The sequence below is a fragment of the Paenibacillus amylolyticus genome, assembly GCF_047302515.1.
GTDB classification, from domain to species: domain Bacteria; phylum Bacillota; class Bacilli; order Paenibacillales; family Paenibacillaceae; genus Paenibacillus; species Paenibacillus amylolyticus_G.
In genome coordinates this window covers 3,891,863-3,911,078 of the sequence record NZ_CP168019.1, presented here as the reverse complement: position 1 = coordinate 3,911,078, position 19,216 = coordinate 3,891,863, and the positions used below count along the sequence as shown (strand labels likewise).

Annotated in this window: 12 protein-coding genes; 9 read left to right on the top strand and 3 right to left on the bottom strand. The window is 46.1% G+C overall.

All coding sequences use genetic code 11. From position 1 onward, the window contains the following. The first annotated feature begins 196 nt into the window (after window positions 1-196). From ACDJ59_RS16770 to ACDJ59_RS16760, 3 genes are all read left to right on the top strand, one after another. Window positions 197-853: a response regulator transcription factor gene (locus ACDJ59_RS16770; protein ID WP_338593040.1), complete on the top strand. Its 657-nt coding sequence runs from the start codon at window positions 197-199 to the stop codon at window positions 851-853. Between the two features lie 136 nt (window positions 854-989). Then, the gene (locus tag ACDJ59_RS16765) at window positions 990-2,213 is read left to right on the top strand and encodes a PLP-dependent aminotransferase family protein (RefSeq protein WP_413404294.1); all 1,224 of its coding nucleotides are present in this window, start codon (window positions 990-992) and stop codon (window positions 2,211-2,213) included. A gap of 191 nt (window positions 2,214-2,404) precedes the next feature. Further along, window positions 2,405-3,031 (top strand): FMN-dependent NADH-azoreductase, encoded by a 627-nt coding sequence (locus ACDJ59_RS16760; RefSeq protein ID WP_413404292.1) that lies wholly within the window; start codon window positions 2,405-2,407, stop codon window positions 3,029-3,031. Between the two features lie 112 nt (window positions 3,032-3,143). On the opposite strand, the gene ACDJ59_RS16755 is transcribed toward ACDJ59_RS16760, so the two are convergent. After that, window positions 3,144-3,989 (bottom strand): DUF2161 domain-containing phosphodiesterase, encoded by an 846-nt coding sequence (locus ACDJ59_RS16755; RefSeq protein ID WP_413404290.1) that lies wholly within the window; start codon window positions 3,987-3,989, stop codon window positions 3,144-3,146. 362 nt (window positions 3,990-4,351) lie between these two features. On the opposite strand from ACDJ59_RS16755, the gene ACDJ59_RS16750 reads away from it, so the two are divergent. The 5 genes from ACDJ59_RS16750 (at window position 4,352) to ACDJ59_RS16730 (ending at window position 14,474) form a co-directional block, all read left to right on the top strand. Continuing rightward, entirely contained in the window at window positions 4,352-6,247 is a 1,896-nt protein-coding gene (locus tag ACDJ59_RS16750) for a PrkA family serine protein kinase (RefSeq protein ID WP_413404288.1), read from the top strand. Window positions 6,248-6,490: 243 nt separating this feature from the next. Then, window positions 6,491-7,498, top strand: coding sequence for a protoglobin domain-containing protein (locus ACDJ59_RS16745; RefSeq protein ID WP_413404286.1), 1,008 nt, complete (start codon window positions 6,491-6,493; stop codon window positions 7,496-7,498). Between the two features lie 129 nt (window positions 7,499-7,627). After that, window positions 7,628-8,632 carry a LacI family DNA-binding transcriptional regulator gene (locus tag ACDJ59_RS16740; protein WP_017689571.1) on the top strand — a complete coding sequence of 335 codons (1,005 nt, stop codon included), beginning with the start codon at window positions 7,628-7,630 and terminating at the stop codon, window positions 8,630-8,632. Window positions 8,633-8,905: 273 nt separating this feature from the next. Then, complete coding sequence (locus ACDJ59_RS16735) at window positions 8,906-11,728, top strand: endo-1,4-beta-xylanase (RefSeq protein WP_413404284.1); 2,823 nt, start codon at window positions 8,906-8,908, stop codon at window positions 11,726-11,728. Window positions 11,729-11,993: 265 nt separating this feature from the next. Further along, window positions 11,994-14,474: an EAL domain-containing protein gene (locus ACDJ59_RS16730; protein ID WP_413404282.1), complete on the top strand. Its 2,481-nt coding sequence runs from the start codon at window positions 11,994-11,996 to the stop codon at window positions 14,472-14,474. A 139-nt stretch (window positions 14,475-14,613) separates the two neighbouring features. On the opposite strand, the gene ACDJ59_RS16725 is transcribed toward ACDJ59_RS16730, so the two are convergent. Continuing rightward, entirely contained in the window at window positions 14,614-16,050 is a 1,437-nt protein-coding gene (locus tag ACDJ59_RS16725; protein WP_076252399.1) for a SpoVR family protein, read from the bottom strand. Beyond that, a complete protein-coding gene (gene yhbH / locus ACDJ59_RS16720) occupies window positions 16,047-17,216 on the bottom strand; it encodes a sporulation protein YhbH (protein ID WP_036609998.1) in 1,170 nt (389 codons plus the stop codon). The genes ACDJ59_RS16725 and yhbH overlap by 4 nt, the downstream gene beginning before the upstream one ends. A 254-nt stretch (window positions 17,217-17,470) precedes the next feature. On the opposite strand from yhbH, the gene ACDJ59_RS16715 reads away from it, so the two are divergent. Then, window positions 17,471-18,805, top strand: a complete 1,335-nt coding sequence (locus ACDJ59_RS16715; protein ID WP_413404280.1) for an MFS transporter — start codon at window positions 17,471-17,473, stop codon at window positions 18,803-18,805. Window positions 18,806-19,216 lie beyond the last annotated feature (411 nt).

The window sequence follows — 19,216 nt, the reverse complement described above, 5'->3', positions numbered from 1 at the left end:
AAGATGGACGTCATGGTGTTTTTATAACAAAATACAGTGAAAATAGAGCTTTTTTATCGGCTTCCTCCTGTGTTTTTCTGTTTTTCGACATAATCCGACCTATGCTTCTTCTATACTCGGATTGTCGCATAGACGATGAAATCATCATGACAGAATTTAAAAGTTATTTGTCCAATACATAACAGGGGGAACAACAATGAAAAAAGTATGGCAGGTGGTCATCATAGATATCCACCCCACCAGCATGCTCGGTACAAAATTGATTTTGGAAGAGCAGCAAGATCTGACGGTACGTGGCATGACTTCGACCGGAACAGAAGGGCTCGAGCTGGTGAATATTCACCAGCCTGATCTGATTCTGATGGATTATCGTCTTCCGGAGGGTCAGGCAGATCAATATATTGCCCAGATGAAGAATCTGTCAGCTCACAGTCACATCATTATTTTGACGGATGAAGACAATGTGAAGCTGTTTCGTCATCTGATGAGCCTTGGTGCAAGCGGCATGTTATCCAAACAGGCTTCCCCTAGCCAGCTGATTCATCTGATCTCTGGATTACGTGAGGGCCATGTGTCCATTCCATTGTCGTGGTTAAACAGTGCTGAGTGGGCGCAACCTGTGGAGTCTCCGACAGAAGCACGTGTCATTGAATTAACAGAAACCGAAACTTTTATCATGGAAAGAATTGTTCAGGGTGTAACCTATGATAAAATAGCGAATGAGATCAACGTTAGCAGACGTTCCATTGATAATTACCTGCGTAAAATATACGTGAAGCTGGAAGTGAGCAGTAGAGCACAGGCCATTGAACGTTATGCCTTGCATGCAAGACAAGTGAAGACGGGATCCTGACGAAACAGGTCTGTTCTTCCCATGATCACAACAGTTCTGTATGCATCCGGTCATATTCGATGGCGAGCAGGAATAGGTTGTAGGGCTGCGGACTGCGAGTACAGTTTCGGAATAGGGATGAAAGGGGAACGGATCGATGAAATATTTCTTTGCTTCCCGTACCAACAGGCTTTTGTCATCACCACTGAGGGATATACGTGAGATGTCTGGCAGGGATTATTTCATTTCTCTGGCAGAAGAATTGCCTGCGGAGGAGTTGTTTCCTTTCAAATTGTTGGAAGAAGCAGCGGTTTCGGTCTTTAGTTCAGGCCCCTCCGCATTGCAATATGGAGAGCCAGCAGGCTACACCCCCCTAAGAGAGTGGTTGAACAAAGACTGGAATGCACGCAAAGGCATACGAACGGTACCCGAGCAGATTCTGTTGACCACTGGTACCCAGCAGGCCATCGATCTGGTGATGCGTCTATTGCTTGAGCCAGGAGATTCTGTACTGGTTGAACATCCCACATCTCCAGGCTGTCTTGAGGTTCTGGAGATGCAAGGAGCCACAATTGTGCCCGTAATGGGTGATCGGGACGGCATACTGCCAGACCTTTTGGAGCATCACATGCAGCAGGTCAGACCGAAGCTGCTTTTTGCTGCACCCAGTTTCTCGAATCCGACCGGTGCTTTGTGGAGTATGGAGCGGCGGGAGGCAGTCCTTGAGCTGTGTTCGCGCTATGGTGTACTGCTTGTGGAAGATGATTCCTACGGAGAGCTCCATTTCGATGGCCTTGAGCCAACGGAATTCTATCGTAAATATCCTTCACTCTTTGCACTGGATACTGCCGATCAGGGTGGACATGTTCTCTACATTGGTTCATTCAGCAAAACAGTAGCGCCCGCTCTTCGAACCGGATGGGCCGCTGGACATCCTGCGCTGATTCAGGCAATGGCCTCGGTTAAACGGATTGCAGATGGTCAGTCCAGTCCGATGAATCAGCGGCTGTTATATCAATTGCTTGCTCATTCCCCATTTCGTTGGAGTGATCACCTATCGATGTTGAATCGGGAGTATAAGACAAGACTCAAACTGATGCTTGAACTGTTGAAAAGGCCGGGCTGGAAAGGGTGTCAGTACAATATCCCTGAGGGCGGAATGTATCTGTGGGTACAGTTGCCGGAAGGATTGGATAGTGGTGCTCTGCTTAAGGCGGCTTTGCCCAAAGGTGTATCCTTTCTTCCTGGATCACTATGCTCCACAGGTGTACAGGATCAACGTTACATTCGATTGAACTTTAGCCACCCGGGCCGGGATGAATTGCTACTTGGCATGAACCTGATCAGTGAAGCCATTTCCGAATTTACGGCTCGTAGCTAAGTCAAATCAAAAATAGATTTTGTAGCAAAAATTAAAATTGGTTCATGACCAAAGTGATTACGTTATTGCATCCACTAACATTTTTATATATAATATGAATTAATGAGTTGTTGGTTTCTTTATATAAGCTACAATGGTGGCCAGTTCAGGAAAAGCACTCATATATTTTATCTAACGGGGGAAAATTCAACATGTCTAATATTTTATTTGTTAAAGCAAATGACCGTCCTGCAGATCAAGCAGTCAGCGTTAAATTGTACGATGCATTCTTGAGCGCATACAAAGAGTCCCACCCAGGTGACACAGTTACTGAGTTGGATCTCTACAATACAGAATTCCCATTCTATGGTAACACTGCTATCACAGGTACTTACAAAGCAGCTAACGGTTTTGAACTGACAGCTGACGAGCAAAAAGCAGCTTCACTTGCAGCACAATTGCAAGATCAATTCCTGGCAGCTGACAAAGTTGTATTTGCATTCCCACTGTGGAACTTCACTGTTCCAGCTCCATTGGTAAACTACATTGCTTACCTGAGCCAAGCTGGTAAAACATTCAAATACACTGCTGAAGGTCCTGTAGGACTTGCTGGCGACAAAAAAGTAGCTTTGCTTAACGCACGTGGTGGCGTTTATTCCGAAGGCCCAATGGCAGCTGCTGAAATGTCCCTGAACTTCCTGAAAACAGTTCTCGGCTTGTGGGGCATTCAAAACCCTGAAGTGGTTATCGTTGAAGGACATAACGCTTCTGCAGATCGTGCTGAAGAAATCGTTACTGCAGGTCTGAAATTGGCTTCCGATGTAGCAGTGAAATTCTAATAACAATCTTCTATATAGAACACATCAAAACACCTGTAGTCTCCAGTGGAGATTACAGGTGTTTTTTTTGCATTCTCTTTTTTTTACATCCGTTACTTCAGATGATTCCGGTTCAGATCTTGCCTGTACTTTTTAAGTAAAACTCCGCTGCTTCAGCAATGTGAGCAAGGTCGTCCATATTCTCACCAGATACAGAATACGTTACATCGAGTTCATTAATGGTTCGTTCAATCATATCATTATCCTCAAGCATGTGTGCATGCTCGGTTAACGCCTGTACTCCCTTAATTGTCAAAATATACTTTCCACGGGAGAGGCGTTCAAACCAGCCATAATAATTTTTTTGCAAAATTGCTGCGGCAGAACCTACGCCTGTCTGTCTGGCAAGGTTGGCCGGAGAGGCTTCTCCGTTCGTCCGTAAAGCGGATGCGACACGTAAAGCCTTCTCACGATATGCTGTGACCAGCTGTCTTCGTGTGCTACCTCCCGTATTGTAGTCTCCGCTGCGTTCGTCGAATTCCTTGAGCAATCGTTTCCGCCGAACACCGCTTTTACGGGTAACCTGATTGTGGCCAGTGAGGGGGATCAGGGCGGAGGGCTCGCACAATACATCAATCAGGGGAGCTTTGGTTTTGTAAAATGTGACAGTCAGCAGCCCCAGACCGAGCTGTCTGCATAGTGCAGCCAGTTCGCTCCAGCGTTGGTTCACGGCTCCACGTTTGCTACGATTGCGCTCGACGGCCAAATACACGAACGGGCTAAGCTTCAAGCGCTGCATGCCCTGCAACAACAGGGAGAGGTTAAATGTTTTTTTCATCTCCACGATGAGTGGTTCGTCCTGGTCTGATCTGACTCCGACGAGGTCACAATGTCTGACTTCCGCCTTGACGTCGAAGCCACGCTGCTCGAAGAAAGCCTTCACAGGCGAATATAATTCGGTTTCGTATTTCACTGCCATCGTCCGTGCTCCTTTCCAGAAGTGGCCTGTCTCTGACCATGTGTTGTCCGGTTTCCTGAATTTAGAACCCTCATTATATCATATTCGTTCTTTTTTTTCTGAAGGCACAAGATGTCTGATAGAACAGGGAAAAGCCAAAATTCGAAGCGGTTGATTGAAAAAAAAGAGGTCAACTTATCCGAATTGCCGCATAGGTATGTAATACACTTTTCACAACAAAACAAGACGTTTGGACAGAGGGTGGCGGGACTAAACAGGACCGCAAGATTGGTATTCAAGCAGGAGCCGCAATTCTATTGATTTCTTCATACCATTCGGAATGGTTGACAATCACACTAAAGGAGCCATGGGAGGTACCAAGCATGAATATTTTTGAACGCGTTGCGGAACATCGGGCAGAGAGTGACCGTTTGACATGGAACGGAACATTTGAAGATTATATTGCACTGTTGAGAGAGGACCCGACTCCGGCAATGACGGCTCACGCCAGAGTGTATGAGATGATTGAATCGTTTGGGGTGGAAGAAGTAGGTGGGCATAAGCGGTACAAGTTTTTTGAACAGGAGATCTTTGGGCTGGACCGTTCGATTGAAAAGCTGGTTGAAGAATACTTTCACTCGGCAGCGCGCCGTCTGGATGTACGGAAGCGGATCTTGCTCCTGATGGGTCCCGTAAGTGGAGGTAAATCGACGCTGGTTACGCTGCTGAAGCGGGGGCTTGAACAGTTCTCGCGGACAGAGAAAGGTGCCATATACGCTATTGATGGATGCCCGATGCATGAGGAACCGCTGCATCTGATTCCACTGGAGCTTCGTCCTGAAGTGGAAAAGGAAATTGGAGTCCGTATTGAGGGTAACCTTTGCCCCTCCTGCCAGATGAGACTCCGTACCGAATATGGTGGTGATATCAGCAAGGTGCCGGTGGAACGGGTCATTGTTTCCGAAGATAATCGGGTGGGTATAGGAACGTTCAGTCCATCCGATCCGAAATCGCAGGATATTGCCGATCTGACGGGGAGTATCGACTTCTCCACTATTACGGAGTTTGGTTCCGAATCCGATCCACGTGCCTATCGTTTTGATGGGGAGTTGAACAAGGCGAACCGTGGGTTAATGGAGTTCCAGGAGATGTTGAAATGTGATGAGAAATTCCTCTGGAATCTCCTGTCGCTCACGCAGGAAGGGAATTTCAAAGCAGGACGCTTTGCCTTAATCAGTGCGGATGAAATGATTGTGGCGCATACGAATGAATCGGAGTATAAGTCATTTATCTCCAACAAAAAGAACGAGGCACTGCAATCCCGGATGATTGTCATGCCGATTCCGTACAATCTGAAAGTGTCCGAGGAAGAGAAAATCTATGCCAAGCTCATTCAGCAAAGTGACATGAAGCATGTTCATATTGCACCGCATGCACTGCGGACTGCAGCCATTTTTTCCATACTTACCCGCTTGAAGGAAACGAAAAAACAAGGTATGGATCTCGTTAAAAAGATGCGCATGTATGATGGTGAAGAAGTGGAAGGATACAAAGAAGCCGATCTTCGCGAGATGCAAAATGAGTATTTGGACGAAGGGATGTCCGGCATTGATCCACGGTATGTCATTAACCGGATCTCTAGTGCTTTGATCAAGCAAAATCTTCAGTGCATTAACGCGCTGGACATTCTGCGGGCGATCAAGGATGGTCTGGACCAACATGCTTCGATCACGAAGGAAGAGCGGGAGCGTTATCTGAACTTTATCGCTCTTGCACGCAAGGAGTATGATGAACTGGCCAAGAAGGAAGTACAGAAAGCATTTGTGTACTCATTCGAGGAATCCGCAAGAACGTTATTCGAGAATTACCTCGATAACATTGAAGCATTCTGCAACTGGTCCAAGATTCGTGACCCGCTCACGGATGAAGAGATGGACCCGGATGAGCGTCTGATGCGATCCATTGAGGAACAGATCGGCATCTCCGAGAATGCAAAGAAAGCGTTCAGAGAAGAGATTCTGATCCGAATCTCGGCATACTCCCGCAAGGAGCGCAAGTTCGAATACAGCAGCCATGACCGTTTGCGTGAAGCGATTGAGAAAAAGTTGTTCACCGATCTGAAAGACATCGTCAAGATCACAACCTCAACCAAAACACCGGATGCAACACAATTGAAACGTATGAATGAAGTCATTAGACGCTTAATTGAGGAACATGGATACACCGCAGCCAGCGCGAATGAACTGTTACGTTATGTGGGTAGTCTGCTTAATCGCTAATCGGCAACGAACCATTCCGAATCAGGCTCCTGATGCCTGCTGTGAGGCTCCTTCACGGCAGGGTCAGGGCCTTTTTAATTACATGAAGGTCATATTAGTCTAAAAAGCTGACAAATAAGGTTAATTTTAAAGAGAATTAGTTCTAATGGTATATGTATATTTAGGTATTTTAGTCTATAATCAATACATATATTTACAATTTAAAGTAATTTAGTGTTTATTAAGGAGCTGACTGAACCAGATATGAGCAGTATTTCCGCAACAAGACAGAAGCAACTTGATTACATGGGATTAACCGCAGGGGATCTAACATTGCTTGCCGAACATCGGCCGGTTTTTAAAAAAGTCGTTAATGAAGTGGTAGATCATTTCTACAATCATGTGGGGAATTATCCTGAATTGGTAGATCTGATCGCAAGATTCTCTACCATTGATCGTCTAAAAGAAACACAGAAGATGTACTGGTTATCGATGACAGACGGAATCGTGGATGACGCATATATTGAGCAACGGATTGCGATTGCACTTGTGCATTCACGGATTGGTCTGTCTGAAAATTATTATCTGGGTACCTATATGGTCTACCTAGATATTGCAACGAGCATATTCCAACAGGTTATCCCTGATTCCTGGCATCTTGTCATTCAGGCGCTCAGCAAAATGTTTAATCTGGATTCACAGCTTGTCCTTGAAGCCTATGAGAAGAAAGAAAAAGAAAAGTTACATCAGCTTGCCGATGACCAACAACATACATTACAGGCGATTACGCAGATTACCCAAGAGCTTACAGGCATGATTAGTGAATTAAATGAAAGTGCAATGGCTATATCAAGTGTAGCCAAAGAAACAGCGGCTTCTCAGGATCAGGCTCAGGTTATGCTTACCGAATTAACAGGAGAGATCCAGCAGATCGGAAAAATGGGTGAACTCATTCGCGAGATATCGGATCAGAGTCATCTTGTCGGCCTGAACGCAGCGATTGAAGCTGCTCATGCAGGAGAGTTTGGACGTGGCTTCGAAGTAGTTGCCAGTGAGGTGCGCAAGCTTGCAGCCAGTTCCCGGGATGCCCAGGGTAAGATTCAGTCTAATCTGGAGCAGATCATGAAGAAACTGAGCAGTGTGCAGCAGGAGTCGGATCATACGTCTCGCGGAGCACGTAGCCAAGCTTCACGCTCGGCTGAACTCGCTGTATTTGCAACAACAATGGAGAAACTGTCTCTGGATTTGAAGAATCTGGAACAGCAGGAATAGAGCTTACAAGCATTAGGAACCTTCCATACCGTTTCAGGCTGTTTTAAGCTATAATGGGTAGACAAACCTGCCGATGTTATAGAAAATGCAGCCGGAGACAGGGGATTTGAAAGAGGTTGAGGTGATCAGATGGCTTCTATCCATGATGTAGCCAAGGAAGCGGGAGTATCTGTTGCAACCGTTTCCAAAGTGATAAACGATTATCCTGATGTAAGTGAAAAAACACGCAAAAAAGTCAATATAGCCATCGAATTATTGAAATATCAACCCAATGTGGTCGCACGTGGACTTGTCAAACGCCGTTCATGGACGGTGGGAGTACTGTTAACGGTTCCGTTTACGAACCCTTTTGTGTCGGAGTTGCTGGAAGGGATCAAGACAGCGCTGGAGAACAGTGGATATGACCTGGTCCGGTTGTCTACTCGATTCGATGATCCGGCGTACTCGTTTATCAAACATTGCCGCAGTCGTAATGTGGATGGCGTTGTGGTATTCGGGGAAGGCAGAGAAAACGCGAGTATTCAGGAACTGGTGGATGCAGAGATTCCAACGATGTTTGTTGATACGGACATGTTGGGCAAACGTGCCGGTTACATTACTACGGATAACGCGAACGGAATCTCGATGGGTGTCAAACATCTGCATGAGCTTGGGCACCGCAAGATTGCCTATATCTCAGGGACACTTGGACCTGCTGTAGCCAATCTACGTTTGGAAGGATATCGGGAAGGGCTACGAGAATGCGGCATCCCGTATTCTACGGTATATCTGGAGATCTGCGATTATTCCTTCGACGGAGGAAGCAAGGCTGCCCGGCGATTGCTGGCACTTCAGGATCAACCAACGGGAATTGTCTGTGCATCAGACATGTCTGCCTTTGGTGCGATTCATGAAATTGAAAAGCACGGACTGAGTGTACCAGAAGATATCTCGGTTGTCGGGTTCGATAACACGTATTATGCTGAGGTATTCAAACCGGGATTGACCACGGTGAATCAGAATATCTATTCCATTGGTATTAAGTCCATCGAATATCTGATTGCCATGATCGAGAATCCATCTTATTCTCCTCCTGTGGTGACGGAACCTTCCAATCTGGTCATCCGTCAGACGACAGCACCTTTAAAAGCTTAAAAACGTAAATAGTAAAGATGTTTACACGAAGCACAGCTAATAAGCTGTGCTTTTTGTCGTTCTATATCTCATTTGGAAACATATGGTTTATGGAGTGGTACAAGTCCTATAGTTTAACGGGTAAACAAAGTTTACTGGCAATCGTATAATGAAAGTGCTTACAATTTTCTGTCCATTTGCATCTATCCATCCTGTATAACGATCTTGTAAAGGGCTGGCACATGGCAGAGCAAAGGTTATTCTTCACAAACAACGAACCAAGGAGGAGATCGGATGCATTTGAGAAAATGGTGGAGCTTGTGCTTGTCGGCTGTATTGATCTTCAGTTTGTTCCCAAGTGTGGGAACAGGAGGGACACGTGCTTCGGCAGCGGACGTTAAGACTGGCGATGATGAAGTACTGTTCAAGGCTGATTTTGAAGATGGTGTGTTGGGACAATGGCGTCCACGTGCAAGTGAAAAGCTTGATATCGTAACGCAAGTAGGTCATGACAGTACACGCAGCCTGAGAACCTCTTCACGTACCGAGACGTTCCATGGACCCTTAGTTGAAGTGCTGGATCATGTACAGAAGGGTAGCACAGTTCATATTTCATTTTGGGCCATGTACGATGAAGGGCCGGACAGTCAGGTCCTTAACGGTGCACTCGAGAAAGAATACAATAAGGACGCTTCGAGTCTTGAATATGCTACGTTTGCCTCCGCTACCTTGAACAAAGGACAGTGGAAAAAAGTCGAGGCCGATGTGGTGATTCCCGAAGAAAATAGTGGCATCACCGGATTCCGCATGTATGTGGAGACACCATGGAAGACGTCAGCGGAAGTGACGCCGGCAGATACGATTTCATTTTACGTGGATGATGTTCTGATTACGGCTGCTCAGAAAATTGAAATTGAGAAGGAAATTCCGAATCTGGTCGATATCGTGGGACAAAATTACGCAATGGGAGCTGCCATCAACCAGTCTGCACTAGACGCGGAAAACCAGCATTCCCAGTTGTTGACGAAACACTTTAATAGTATTACAGCGGACAATTTTATGAAAATGGATGCGATGCAGCCCAAGGAAGGAGAGTTTGTCTGGTCAGAGACAGATCGCCTGGTGAAGTTTGCCGAAGCAAATGACATGGAAATCAGAGGTCATACGCTGTTATGGCATAGTCAGGTGCCGAATTGGTTCTTTACTGATCCGAATGATGCATCGAAACCTGCCACGCGGGAACAGTTGCTTGCGCGGATGAAAACCCATATTCAAACCATCGTGACCCGGTACAAAGGAAAGGTTCATACATGGGATGTCGTCAATGAAGTCATCTCAGACGGAGGCGGCTTGCGGAATGAGGCCAGTAATTCCAAGTGGAGAGATATTATTGGGGATGTGGATGGCGACGGAGATGACAGTGATTACATTGAGCTGGCTTTCCGATATGCACGTGAGGCTGACCCCGATGCTGTACTGGTGATTAATGACTATGGAATGGAGGGCAATGGAAACAAGGTGAATGATATGGTGAAGCTTGTAGAGAAGCTGCTTGCCAAAGGAACACCGATTGATGCGGTTGGATTCCAGATGCATGTATCCATGTACGGACCGGATGTAAAGCTCATTCGTGAGGCTTTTGAGAAAGTGATCGCTCTTGGTGTAAATGTACAGGTTACAGAGCTGGACGTTTCGATCTATTCGAGTAATTCTGAACTGGAGATGCCTGTCACAGATGAATTAATGTTGCAACAAGCTTATCGTTATCGTGAACTGTTCGACCTGTTCGACGAGTTGGGAAAACGCGGCGTAATGGACAGTGTTACAGTATGGGGACTTGCGGATGATGGTACATGGCTTGACAATCATCCAGTCAAAGGACGCAAAGATGCACCATTGTTATTTGATCGTAAATTAAAAGCAAAACCGGCATTTTGGGCACTGGTGGACCCTACCACCCTTCCGATCTATCGTAATGAATGGACAGCATTGAAGGCCAGCCCTTCTTTCCCGAACCACAAAGGACAGGAAGATATTCTTTGGGGTGCTGTGAAAGGACTCGAAATTAATCATCTGGCAGATGGTACATCTGCGGTTACGGGTGAGGCTCGTATGATGTGGGATGCCAAAAAGGTGAATTTACGAGTAGAAGTGAAGGATACCACACGTCGCAAAGGGGATCAGGTGCAGGTTTTCCTCGCGGAAGAAGTCAAGGGGACAGGCGCTGTAACTTCTGAAGCTGATCTGTCTGCCAAGAAGAAAAATCCGCCGTCTGCAAATGGTCAATATACATTTAAACGGGATGGCGCTAAAGGCAAAGATAAAAATACTTACAACGTACAGGAGACAAAAACCGGGTATGTTGTATACGCATCACTGCCTATGTCAGCTGCTTTACTTACCGAAGGGCAGGTCTTGTCTCTAGATTTTCGGATTACGGATGAACATGCTGCTGGAAAGACAGCGACCATTGTTTGGAATGATATTTCCAATCAACAGCCTGACAAACCAGCCAACCGGGGCAAACTGAAGCTTGGATCTGTCTTGAAACAAACCAAGGTCACTTATGGCAAACCTGTCATTGATGCAAAAAAGGATAACGTCTGGAAAAAGGCTGCATCTGTTAAAACGGATGTCTGGGTGGTCGGAAACTCCGGTGCAACGGCGACTGCACAGCTGTTATGGGATGAGAAATACCTGTATGTATTGGCAGATGTGAAAGATCCTTTGCGAAGCAAATTAAGTTCTAATGCACATGAGCAGGATTCAATCGAGATTTTTATCGACCCGAGCAAAGATCAGACAACATTCTATCAGGAGGATGACGCCCAGTACCGGGTCAATTTTGATAATGAGGCTTCTTTTGGAGGAAATGCACGGAAAGAAAGTTTCAAATCAGCTACCCGATTAACAAGCGGAGGGTATACAGTTGAAGTGGCAATCCCACTAGACAGCGTTCGTGCTGAAGGGCAAAGATGGATTGGTTTTGATCTTCAAGTTAATGATGATGGCGCGGGAGATGGCAAGCGAAGCAGTGTGTCCATCTGGAGTGATTCATCAGGTAATTCTTATCAAGATACTTCCGGTTTTGGAAGTCTGTTATTGACTCGTAAATAGAATATTTAGTTGTGAATTAGAATATGAGAATGTTAGTTATTCAACATTGTATATCTGGAAATAAGTGTTGATTTTAAAGGCTGGGACGTTTAGACTATATACATTCATATAAACGGGTTCCAATGTATGACAACGGCTTCAACTAAGTCTGTTGTCACGAGTCAAATGATGCGGAGGGAGTGCCTGTCATCCAGACAGCGCACTCGCTTCTTTTTTACATTTTTGCATACATACAAGGCATTTCCCGGTTGAAAGGACAGAGTGAGTGGAGCACCTACATGGCACGTACAACTTAGAACTTGTTATTTTATCCTATATTATTGCATCGTTAGCTTCATACGCTGCCCTTGACCTTGCAGGCCGTGTAAGTCAGGCTAGCGGGATGGCGCGGAATGTATGGCTTACCTGCGGTGCAGTATCGATGGGGCTGGGAATCTGGTCCATGCATTTCGTAGGTATGCTGGCTTTTGTTCTGCCTACGCAAGTCTCCTATTCCACCGGTAAGGTTGTTTTATCTGTTCTACTTGCTATTGTCGCATCGGGGGTGGCCTTGAACATTGCGGGTAGACAATCGGGCAGGATAAGTAAGCTCATGATTGCTGGAGTACTGATGACAGCAGGGATCAGTTCGATGCATTATGTGGGAATGGCAGCGATGTCAATTCCGGTTACGTATGAACCAGGCAGAGTGGTGTTATCTATTCTGATTGCAGCGCTTGCTTCATTTGCGGCATTGTGGCTCATGTTTTTCTTCCGTTATCATCAATCAAGACATACCTGGGTTTACAAGATGGGCAGCGGTCTCATTATGGGTATTGGAATCTCTGGCATGCATTATACCGGGATGTCAGCCGCACATTTCCATCATTCACATGGCTCGATGGTAAGTTCAGGTATGCAGATTGAGCCAGGCATTCTCGCCTACTTGATCGCATCGGGCACATTTATTGCTTTGGGCTTGACGTTGTTTGGCATATTTATCAATCAGCGAATGTCACAGAAAGATCGACGGATTCATGAGAATGAGCAATGGTATCAGGCCCTGTATCATAACCATTCGGATGCTATTATTTCAGTGAACAAGGAAGGTATTGTCAAAGGCATTAATGCTGCTGTAACAACAATCACTGGATATCCTGAAAAAGAGGTCATGGATCGTTCCATTGATGAGATCGCTCAGCAAATCGATATAGAGTGGATAAGTGAATTTGATTCCATCGATTGGGATGATCATGGGCTGGAGCAGGCGCACTACATGGCCAAAATGAGAGATGTACAGGGTGAACTTCTGGACCTTAGTATTGTTGTAGTTCCTGTTGTCATTGATGGCAGACATGTGGGAAGTCACATTTTGATCAAAGACGTAACGGAGGAGAAACAGGCTCAGGAGAAGATTCGTCACCAAGCTTTGCATGATCCGTTGACGGGGTTGCCCAATCGGCGCAAGTTGGATGATGTGCTGGCTTGTACGATTAACGATTCAGCAGAAAAAGGGAATTCTTTTGCCGTTATGGTGATGGATATAGATCGTTTCAAGATGATTAATGACTCGCTGGGACATTCCATTGGAGATGTATTTCTAAGAGAAGTGAGCAACCGGATCATGAAAGCCATAGAAGCTTCTGATCCCTTGGCTATGGAAAATGTCATGCTGGCCCGGATGGGCGGGGACGAGTTCACACTCGTTGTGACCCAGGGTCAAGCGACAGAAGTAAGAGTGGCAGAACTTGCAAAACAGATTGTTGAAGCCATTCAGTTACCTTATCGACTGAAGGAGAATGACTTTTACGTAACCGCCAGCATTGGAATTGCGATGTATCCGGATCATGGAGTGGGCGTGGATGCTTTGCTGAAACATGCGGATTCCGCCATGTATGAAGTGAAGAAAAACGGCAAAAATGCTTTCCAATTCTACACTGCCCAACTGGATTCGGAACTATATGAACGCATTGAGCTGGAGGGTTATCTTCGTAAAGCTTTGGAACGCGATGAGATGGTCCTGTACTATCAACCACAGATTCGTACCGAGGATAGCCGCATGATTGGTGTGGAGGCTCTTATACGCTGGAACCATCCACTCAAAGGTCTGCTCGCACCCAATGTGTTTATCCCGCTTGCAGAAGAGACAGGCATGATCTATGAGATTGGCAATTGGACGCTGCGGGAAGCATGCAGGCAGATGAAACTCTGGCATGCCAGTGGCGGACCACTCATTCCGGTATCGGTTAACTTGTCCAGCCAGCAGTTCCACCAATCCAACTTGGTAGAACAGGTCAAGAATGCACTCTTGGAAACAGGGCTGGATGCTCGATATCTGGAGCTGGAAATAACAGAGAGCATGATGATGGATGCAGCCGTATCCACGGCGATTCTTAATGAACTGACAGCACTGGGTGTCAAGATCAGCCTGGATGATTTTGGGACGGGATACAGCTCACTCAGTTATCTGAAGCATTTCCCGATTCACAAGCTCAAGATTGATCGTTCGTTTGTGACGGACATTACAGAGAGTCACAGCGATCAAGCCATTGTGGCGACCATTATATCGATGGCACAGAATCTCAAGATGGAAGTCATTGCGGAAGGCATTGAGACGAAAGGCCAACTGGATATACTGATGCAGAATGATTGCCGGGAGATTCAGGGCTATTATTTCAGTCGCCCACTGCCGGCAAGTGAAGTGGAGCATGATTTTTTTGTACCGCTGCGATTGCAGGGTAATGGTACACCACCGGTACAATCCTAATTTTATAAATGCCAAGCGGCAAGTCCCCGTGTATGTCGGGAACTTGCCGCTTTTTTATATCATATCTTTTATTAATTATTAAACTCATCCATGATAAGCGCATTTATATTTTCGTTTCCTATAACGATAATCGAAAACCTTACATAAACTTGCGGTGGTGTTTCTTGCCATCATACGTAAACCAGATCGGTTTATCCTCGACACGTGTCTCCACATGGACGGTACGTCCCCAGAGGCGATACAGATAAGGCAGGGTGCGTTCCATATATTTCAGATCCAACTCGATGCCCTCATATTGATGTTTCAGCACGAGTTCTCCGGTCCGCAGATAATCAGCATCTTGCACGACCAGATAAGGGGAGCCCCCGTTGACACGTGAAAATACGAGCTGATCCCGTATGTTCTCCCAGGACTTGTCGGTAATTTTCCAGTCCGGGCCTTTTTTCTCAAATACGTAGAGGTCCAAATCCTCGGTTAATTGCTTGGTCATGTAATTGCGGATAAAGGAGGTATCGGAATCGAATTCACGCACCTCGAACATTTTGGCACGACCTTGGCCTGGTTTACGGCCCCAACGTTCCTGTTCTTCACGGGTTGGGTTATCCCAGCGCCGTTCAATATCCTCGAAAATCTTCAGTCCCAAATAATACGGATTCAGACTTTGTTTGGATGGCTGCACCACGGAGGAGTTGAGCTTTGCAAATTCGATTGTATCCTCACTGTTCAGATCGAGTTCACGGATAATGCGTTGATGCCAGTAGGATGCCCAGCCTTCGTTCATAATTTTGGTTTCCATCTGTGGCCAGAAATATAACATCTCTTCACGCATCATACTCATGATATCCCGCTGCCAGTCGGTCAACACTTCGGAGAATTCCTGAATAAACCACATGACATCCTTCTCCGGTTCAGGCGGAAAATGATGGACCTGAATACCTTCAGCGGGTGCTTCTTCCGTTTGCACGTCATCAAGTGACCATAGATCATCATAGCGACCTTCCGGCCGTGGTTTTTTCTCACCGCGCTGCTCCCGCATTTTCATCTCCATGTAGCGTTGTTTGTCCAAATGGCGGGGTTTAATCAGCTGTGGGTCCACATGTTCCTGAATTGCGATCACGGCATCGATAAATGCTTCAACCGCTTCCGTTCCGTACTCCATCTCATAATTGCTGATCCGATCCGCCGTAGCAGCCATGCTTTCGACCATATTACGGTTGGATTTGGAGAAGCGGGCATTGTTTTTGAAAAAATCGCAGTGTGCCAGGACGTGGGCTACGATCAATTTGTTCTGAATCAGGGAATTGCCATCCAGCAAGAAGGCATAACAAGGGTTGGAGTTGATGACAAGCTCATAAATTTTGCTGAGTCCAAAATCGTATTGCATTTTCATCTTATGAAATGTTTTGCCAAAGCTCCAGTGGCTGAATCTGGTCGGCATGCCGTAGGCTCCAAATGTATAAATAATATCCGAGGGGCAGATTTCGTACCGCATGGGGTAATAGTCCAGACCAAAACCATTGGCAATCTCCATAATCTCGGCAATAGCGTATTCTAGGTCGCGGATCTCATCTGTCATCTAACGCTGCCTCCTTCCCGTTTCTGGAAAAAGCTGCGCAAAGCTTTGTACACTTCGCCTTTTTCTTTGATCACATAATACATGAACTGATCCATCTTGATATGACGATAAGCTGACATCAGTGTGCTGCTGCGGTTGTACTGATTCACTTCGCCGTATCCAAACATGTTGCTACGCTTCATTAATTCACCGATCAGCTTTACACACCGTTCGTTATCCGAGGTCAGATTATCCCCGTCAGAGAAGTGAAAAGGGTAGATGTTGTAGCTTGAAGGTGGATACCGACTGTCAATAATATCCAGTGCCTTCATATATACAGAGGAGCAGATGGTGCCTCCGCTCTCGCCACGGGTAAAAAACTCTTCTTCGGTTACTTCCTTGGCTTCCGTATGATGGGCGAGGAAAACAATCTCAACTTTCTCATACTGACGGCGTAGAAAACGGGTCATCCAGAAGAAAAAGCTGCGCGCGCAGTATTTCTCAAACGAACCCATGGACCCGGATGTATCCATCATGGCAATAATAACGGCATTGGATTGTGGAATGATTTTGTCTTCCCATGTCTTGTAGCGCAGGTCATCCGGACTGATGTGATGGATGCCTGGTGTACCGGTCGTTGCATTGCGACGCAGATTCTCCAGAATGGTACGTTTCTTGTCAATATTGGACTGCATGCCTTTTTTGCGAATATCGTTGAAAACTACCGTATGTGTCTCAATCAGATCCTTGTCTTTCTGCTTCAGATCGGGTAATTCCAGCTCAGCAAAGAGCATATCTTCCAATTCCTCAATACTAACTTCGGCTTCCACAATATCATGACCAGGCTGATCGCCAGCTTTTTCACCTTTGCCGGGTTTCTGCGAAGCAGAGGGATCACGACCGATGACGTCTCCGACCTGACTGTCACCGTCTCCTTGACCGACATGTTTTTGCTTCTGGTAGTTATACACAAAACGGTACTCATCCAGACTGCGGATTGGTACCTTGATGATTTGTTTTCCATCAGACATGATGATGTTTTCTTCCGTAATCAGATCAGGCAGATTCTGCTTGATGACATCTTTCACCTTTTGCTGATGGCGCTGTTGGTCCTGGTACCCTTTGCGGTGAAGCGACCAATCTTCCTTCGACACGACGAACGAGTAAGGCTGGTGTGAATTTGACATGTAGGCACCCCCCATTGATTACGCGGCACAGTTTGGCCTGTCGGTAATTAAGTATATTCACGGGCGAGGACGATATGTGATGAGAGTGGATATAAAATGATACAATTACGCAAGTTCACCTCAGAGGTAAGGTGAGTCGTAAGAACAGAACTGCACCATTTTTTACAATAACAGTGAACAAGTGTGATATCCTTCCTATACAATAGGAGAAAGACATCAATCATTTAATAGATGCATGTAAAGGAAGGATTTATGTGAATAAAAAGGCGATCAAGGCTTGGATTATGTATGATTGGGCCAATTCGGCTTATGCAACAACAGTACTGGCGGCAGTATTGCCCGTATTCTATGCTTCGGTGGCTGCAGCGACGCTGGATACGGATACGGCTGCCTCCTACCTGGCCTATACACACTCCATTGGCATGTTGTGCGTAGCTCTGCTAACACCGCTGCTTGGCACGCTGGCTGATTTGTCAGGACGGAAGGGCGACTTCCTGCGTGTATTTGCAATTATAGGCGTCCTTGCTACATTGGGATTCAGCGCAATCGGTGAAGGGGACTGGTTCCTTGCTTCCGCGTTGCTGGTCATATCTACGATCGGTTTTGCGGGTGGTAACACCTTTTACGATGCAATGCTGCCGGATCTGGTACCTGTGGAACGAAGAGACATGATATCCTCCAAAGGTTATGCCTATGGTTATATTGGAGGAGGCTTGCTGCTTGCAGCGAACCTGCTGATGATTCAGCAACCGGGCTGGTTCGGGCTGAGCAGTACACTGGCAGGCACAAGACTTGCTTTTATCTCCGTCTCGTTGTGGTGGTTGCTGTTCTCGATACCGATCTTTCGCCATGCTCCGAGACGGCCTGCATCACCGGATCTGCCCGGAACGTGGAAAGGGTATGCTGCGGTGGGCGTACGCAGACTGCGGCAAACCTTTCGTCAGATGCGGCGTTTTCCCCAGTTAATCCGCATGTTGGTGGCTTTCTGGTTTTTTAATGACGGCATTAATACCATCATTCTGATGGCTACGATCTATGGGACAAGTATAGGCATAGGCACAGCCGACCTGATGCTCGCGCTACTGTTAACCCAGTTCATCGGATTCCCGTGTACATTGTTACTGGGAGCATGGGCACAGCGTTGGGGAGCAAAGCAGGTATTAATTGTTAGCTTATCGGTCTACATATGTATTGTGATTCTCGGTTATTTCATGACACAAGCGATTCACTTCTATGTGCTCGCCGGGTTGGTTGGTGTCGTACAGGGTGTGAGTCAATCCACAGCGCGTTCCCTGTTTAGCAATCTGATGCCAGCAGGCAGAACAGGAGAGTATTTTGGTTTTGTGAATATTACAGGCAAATTCTCTTCGATCTTTGGTCCATTTGTGTTTGGTTATGTTGGGCAGATCACGGGTTCCACACGTTGGGGTATTCTGTCGCTCATCTTCTTTTTCGTCGCGGGAATTGCTGTATTGTTAACTGTGAAGGTACAGAAGGGGATGCAGGATGCTACACGGGCAGATCAGGAAGAAGAGCGAAATGGGAGCGTTGGAGCTCCTGGGAAAAGTTCAAATGTAAGGTTTACCTGATGGTTGTTCACCCGTTTTCATATTAAGTTTCTCAACGGATTAGGTATGGCTTCAGACATTGTTCCTCACAGAACATGTCTGAAGCTTATTCGCGTTTGTGCAATCAGAACATAATTGATCATGAATAAGTGCTTAAATGACAGACAGCAGAATACAGTGAAAGAGTATGAATTTATGAAAAGGTGAAAATAAAAGATTGACATGATACATTTTGTATCATAGAGTAAAACTATAAATACATATTGTATCCGAGAGTTGTCGAATGTAACCATGTGTTTTGCTTCATTCCCGGGTGAACTTCCGACGGAATATTGCAAAATGCTGACCTATAGCGTGCATATTACTCGTTTTGCCAAACACAAAGGTAGAGTCTGGTCTATCCCAGCTACATATTTATACTAATGAACAGAG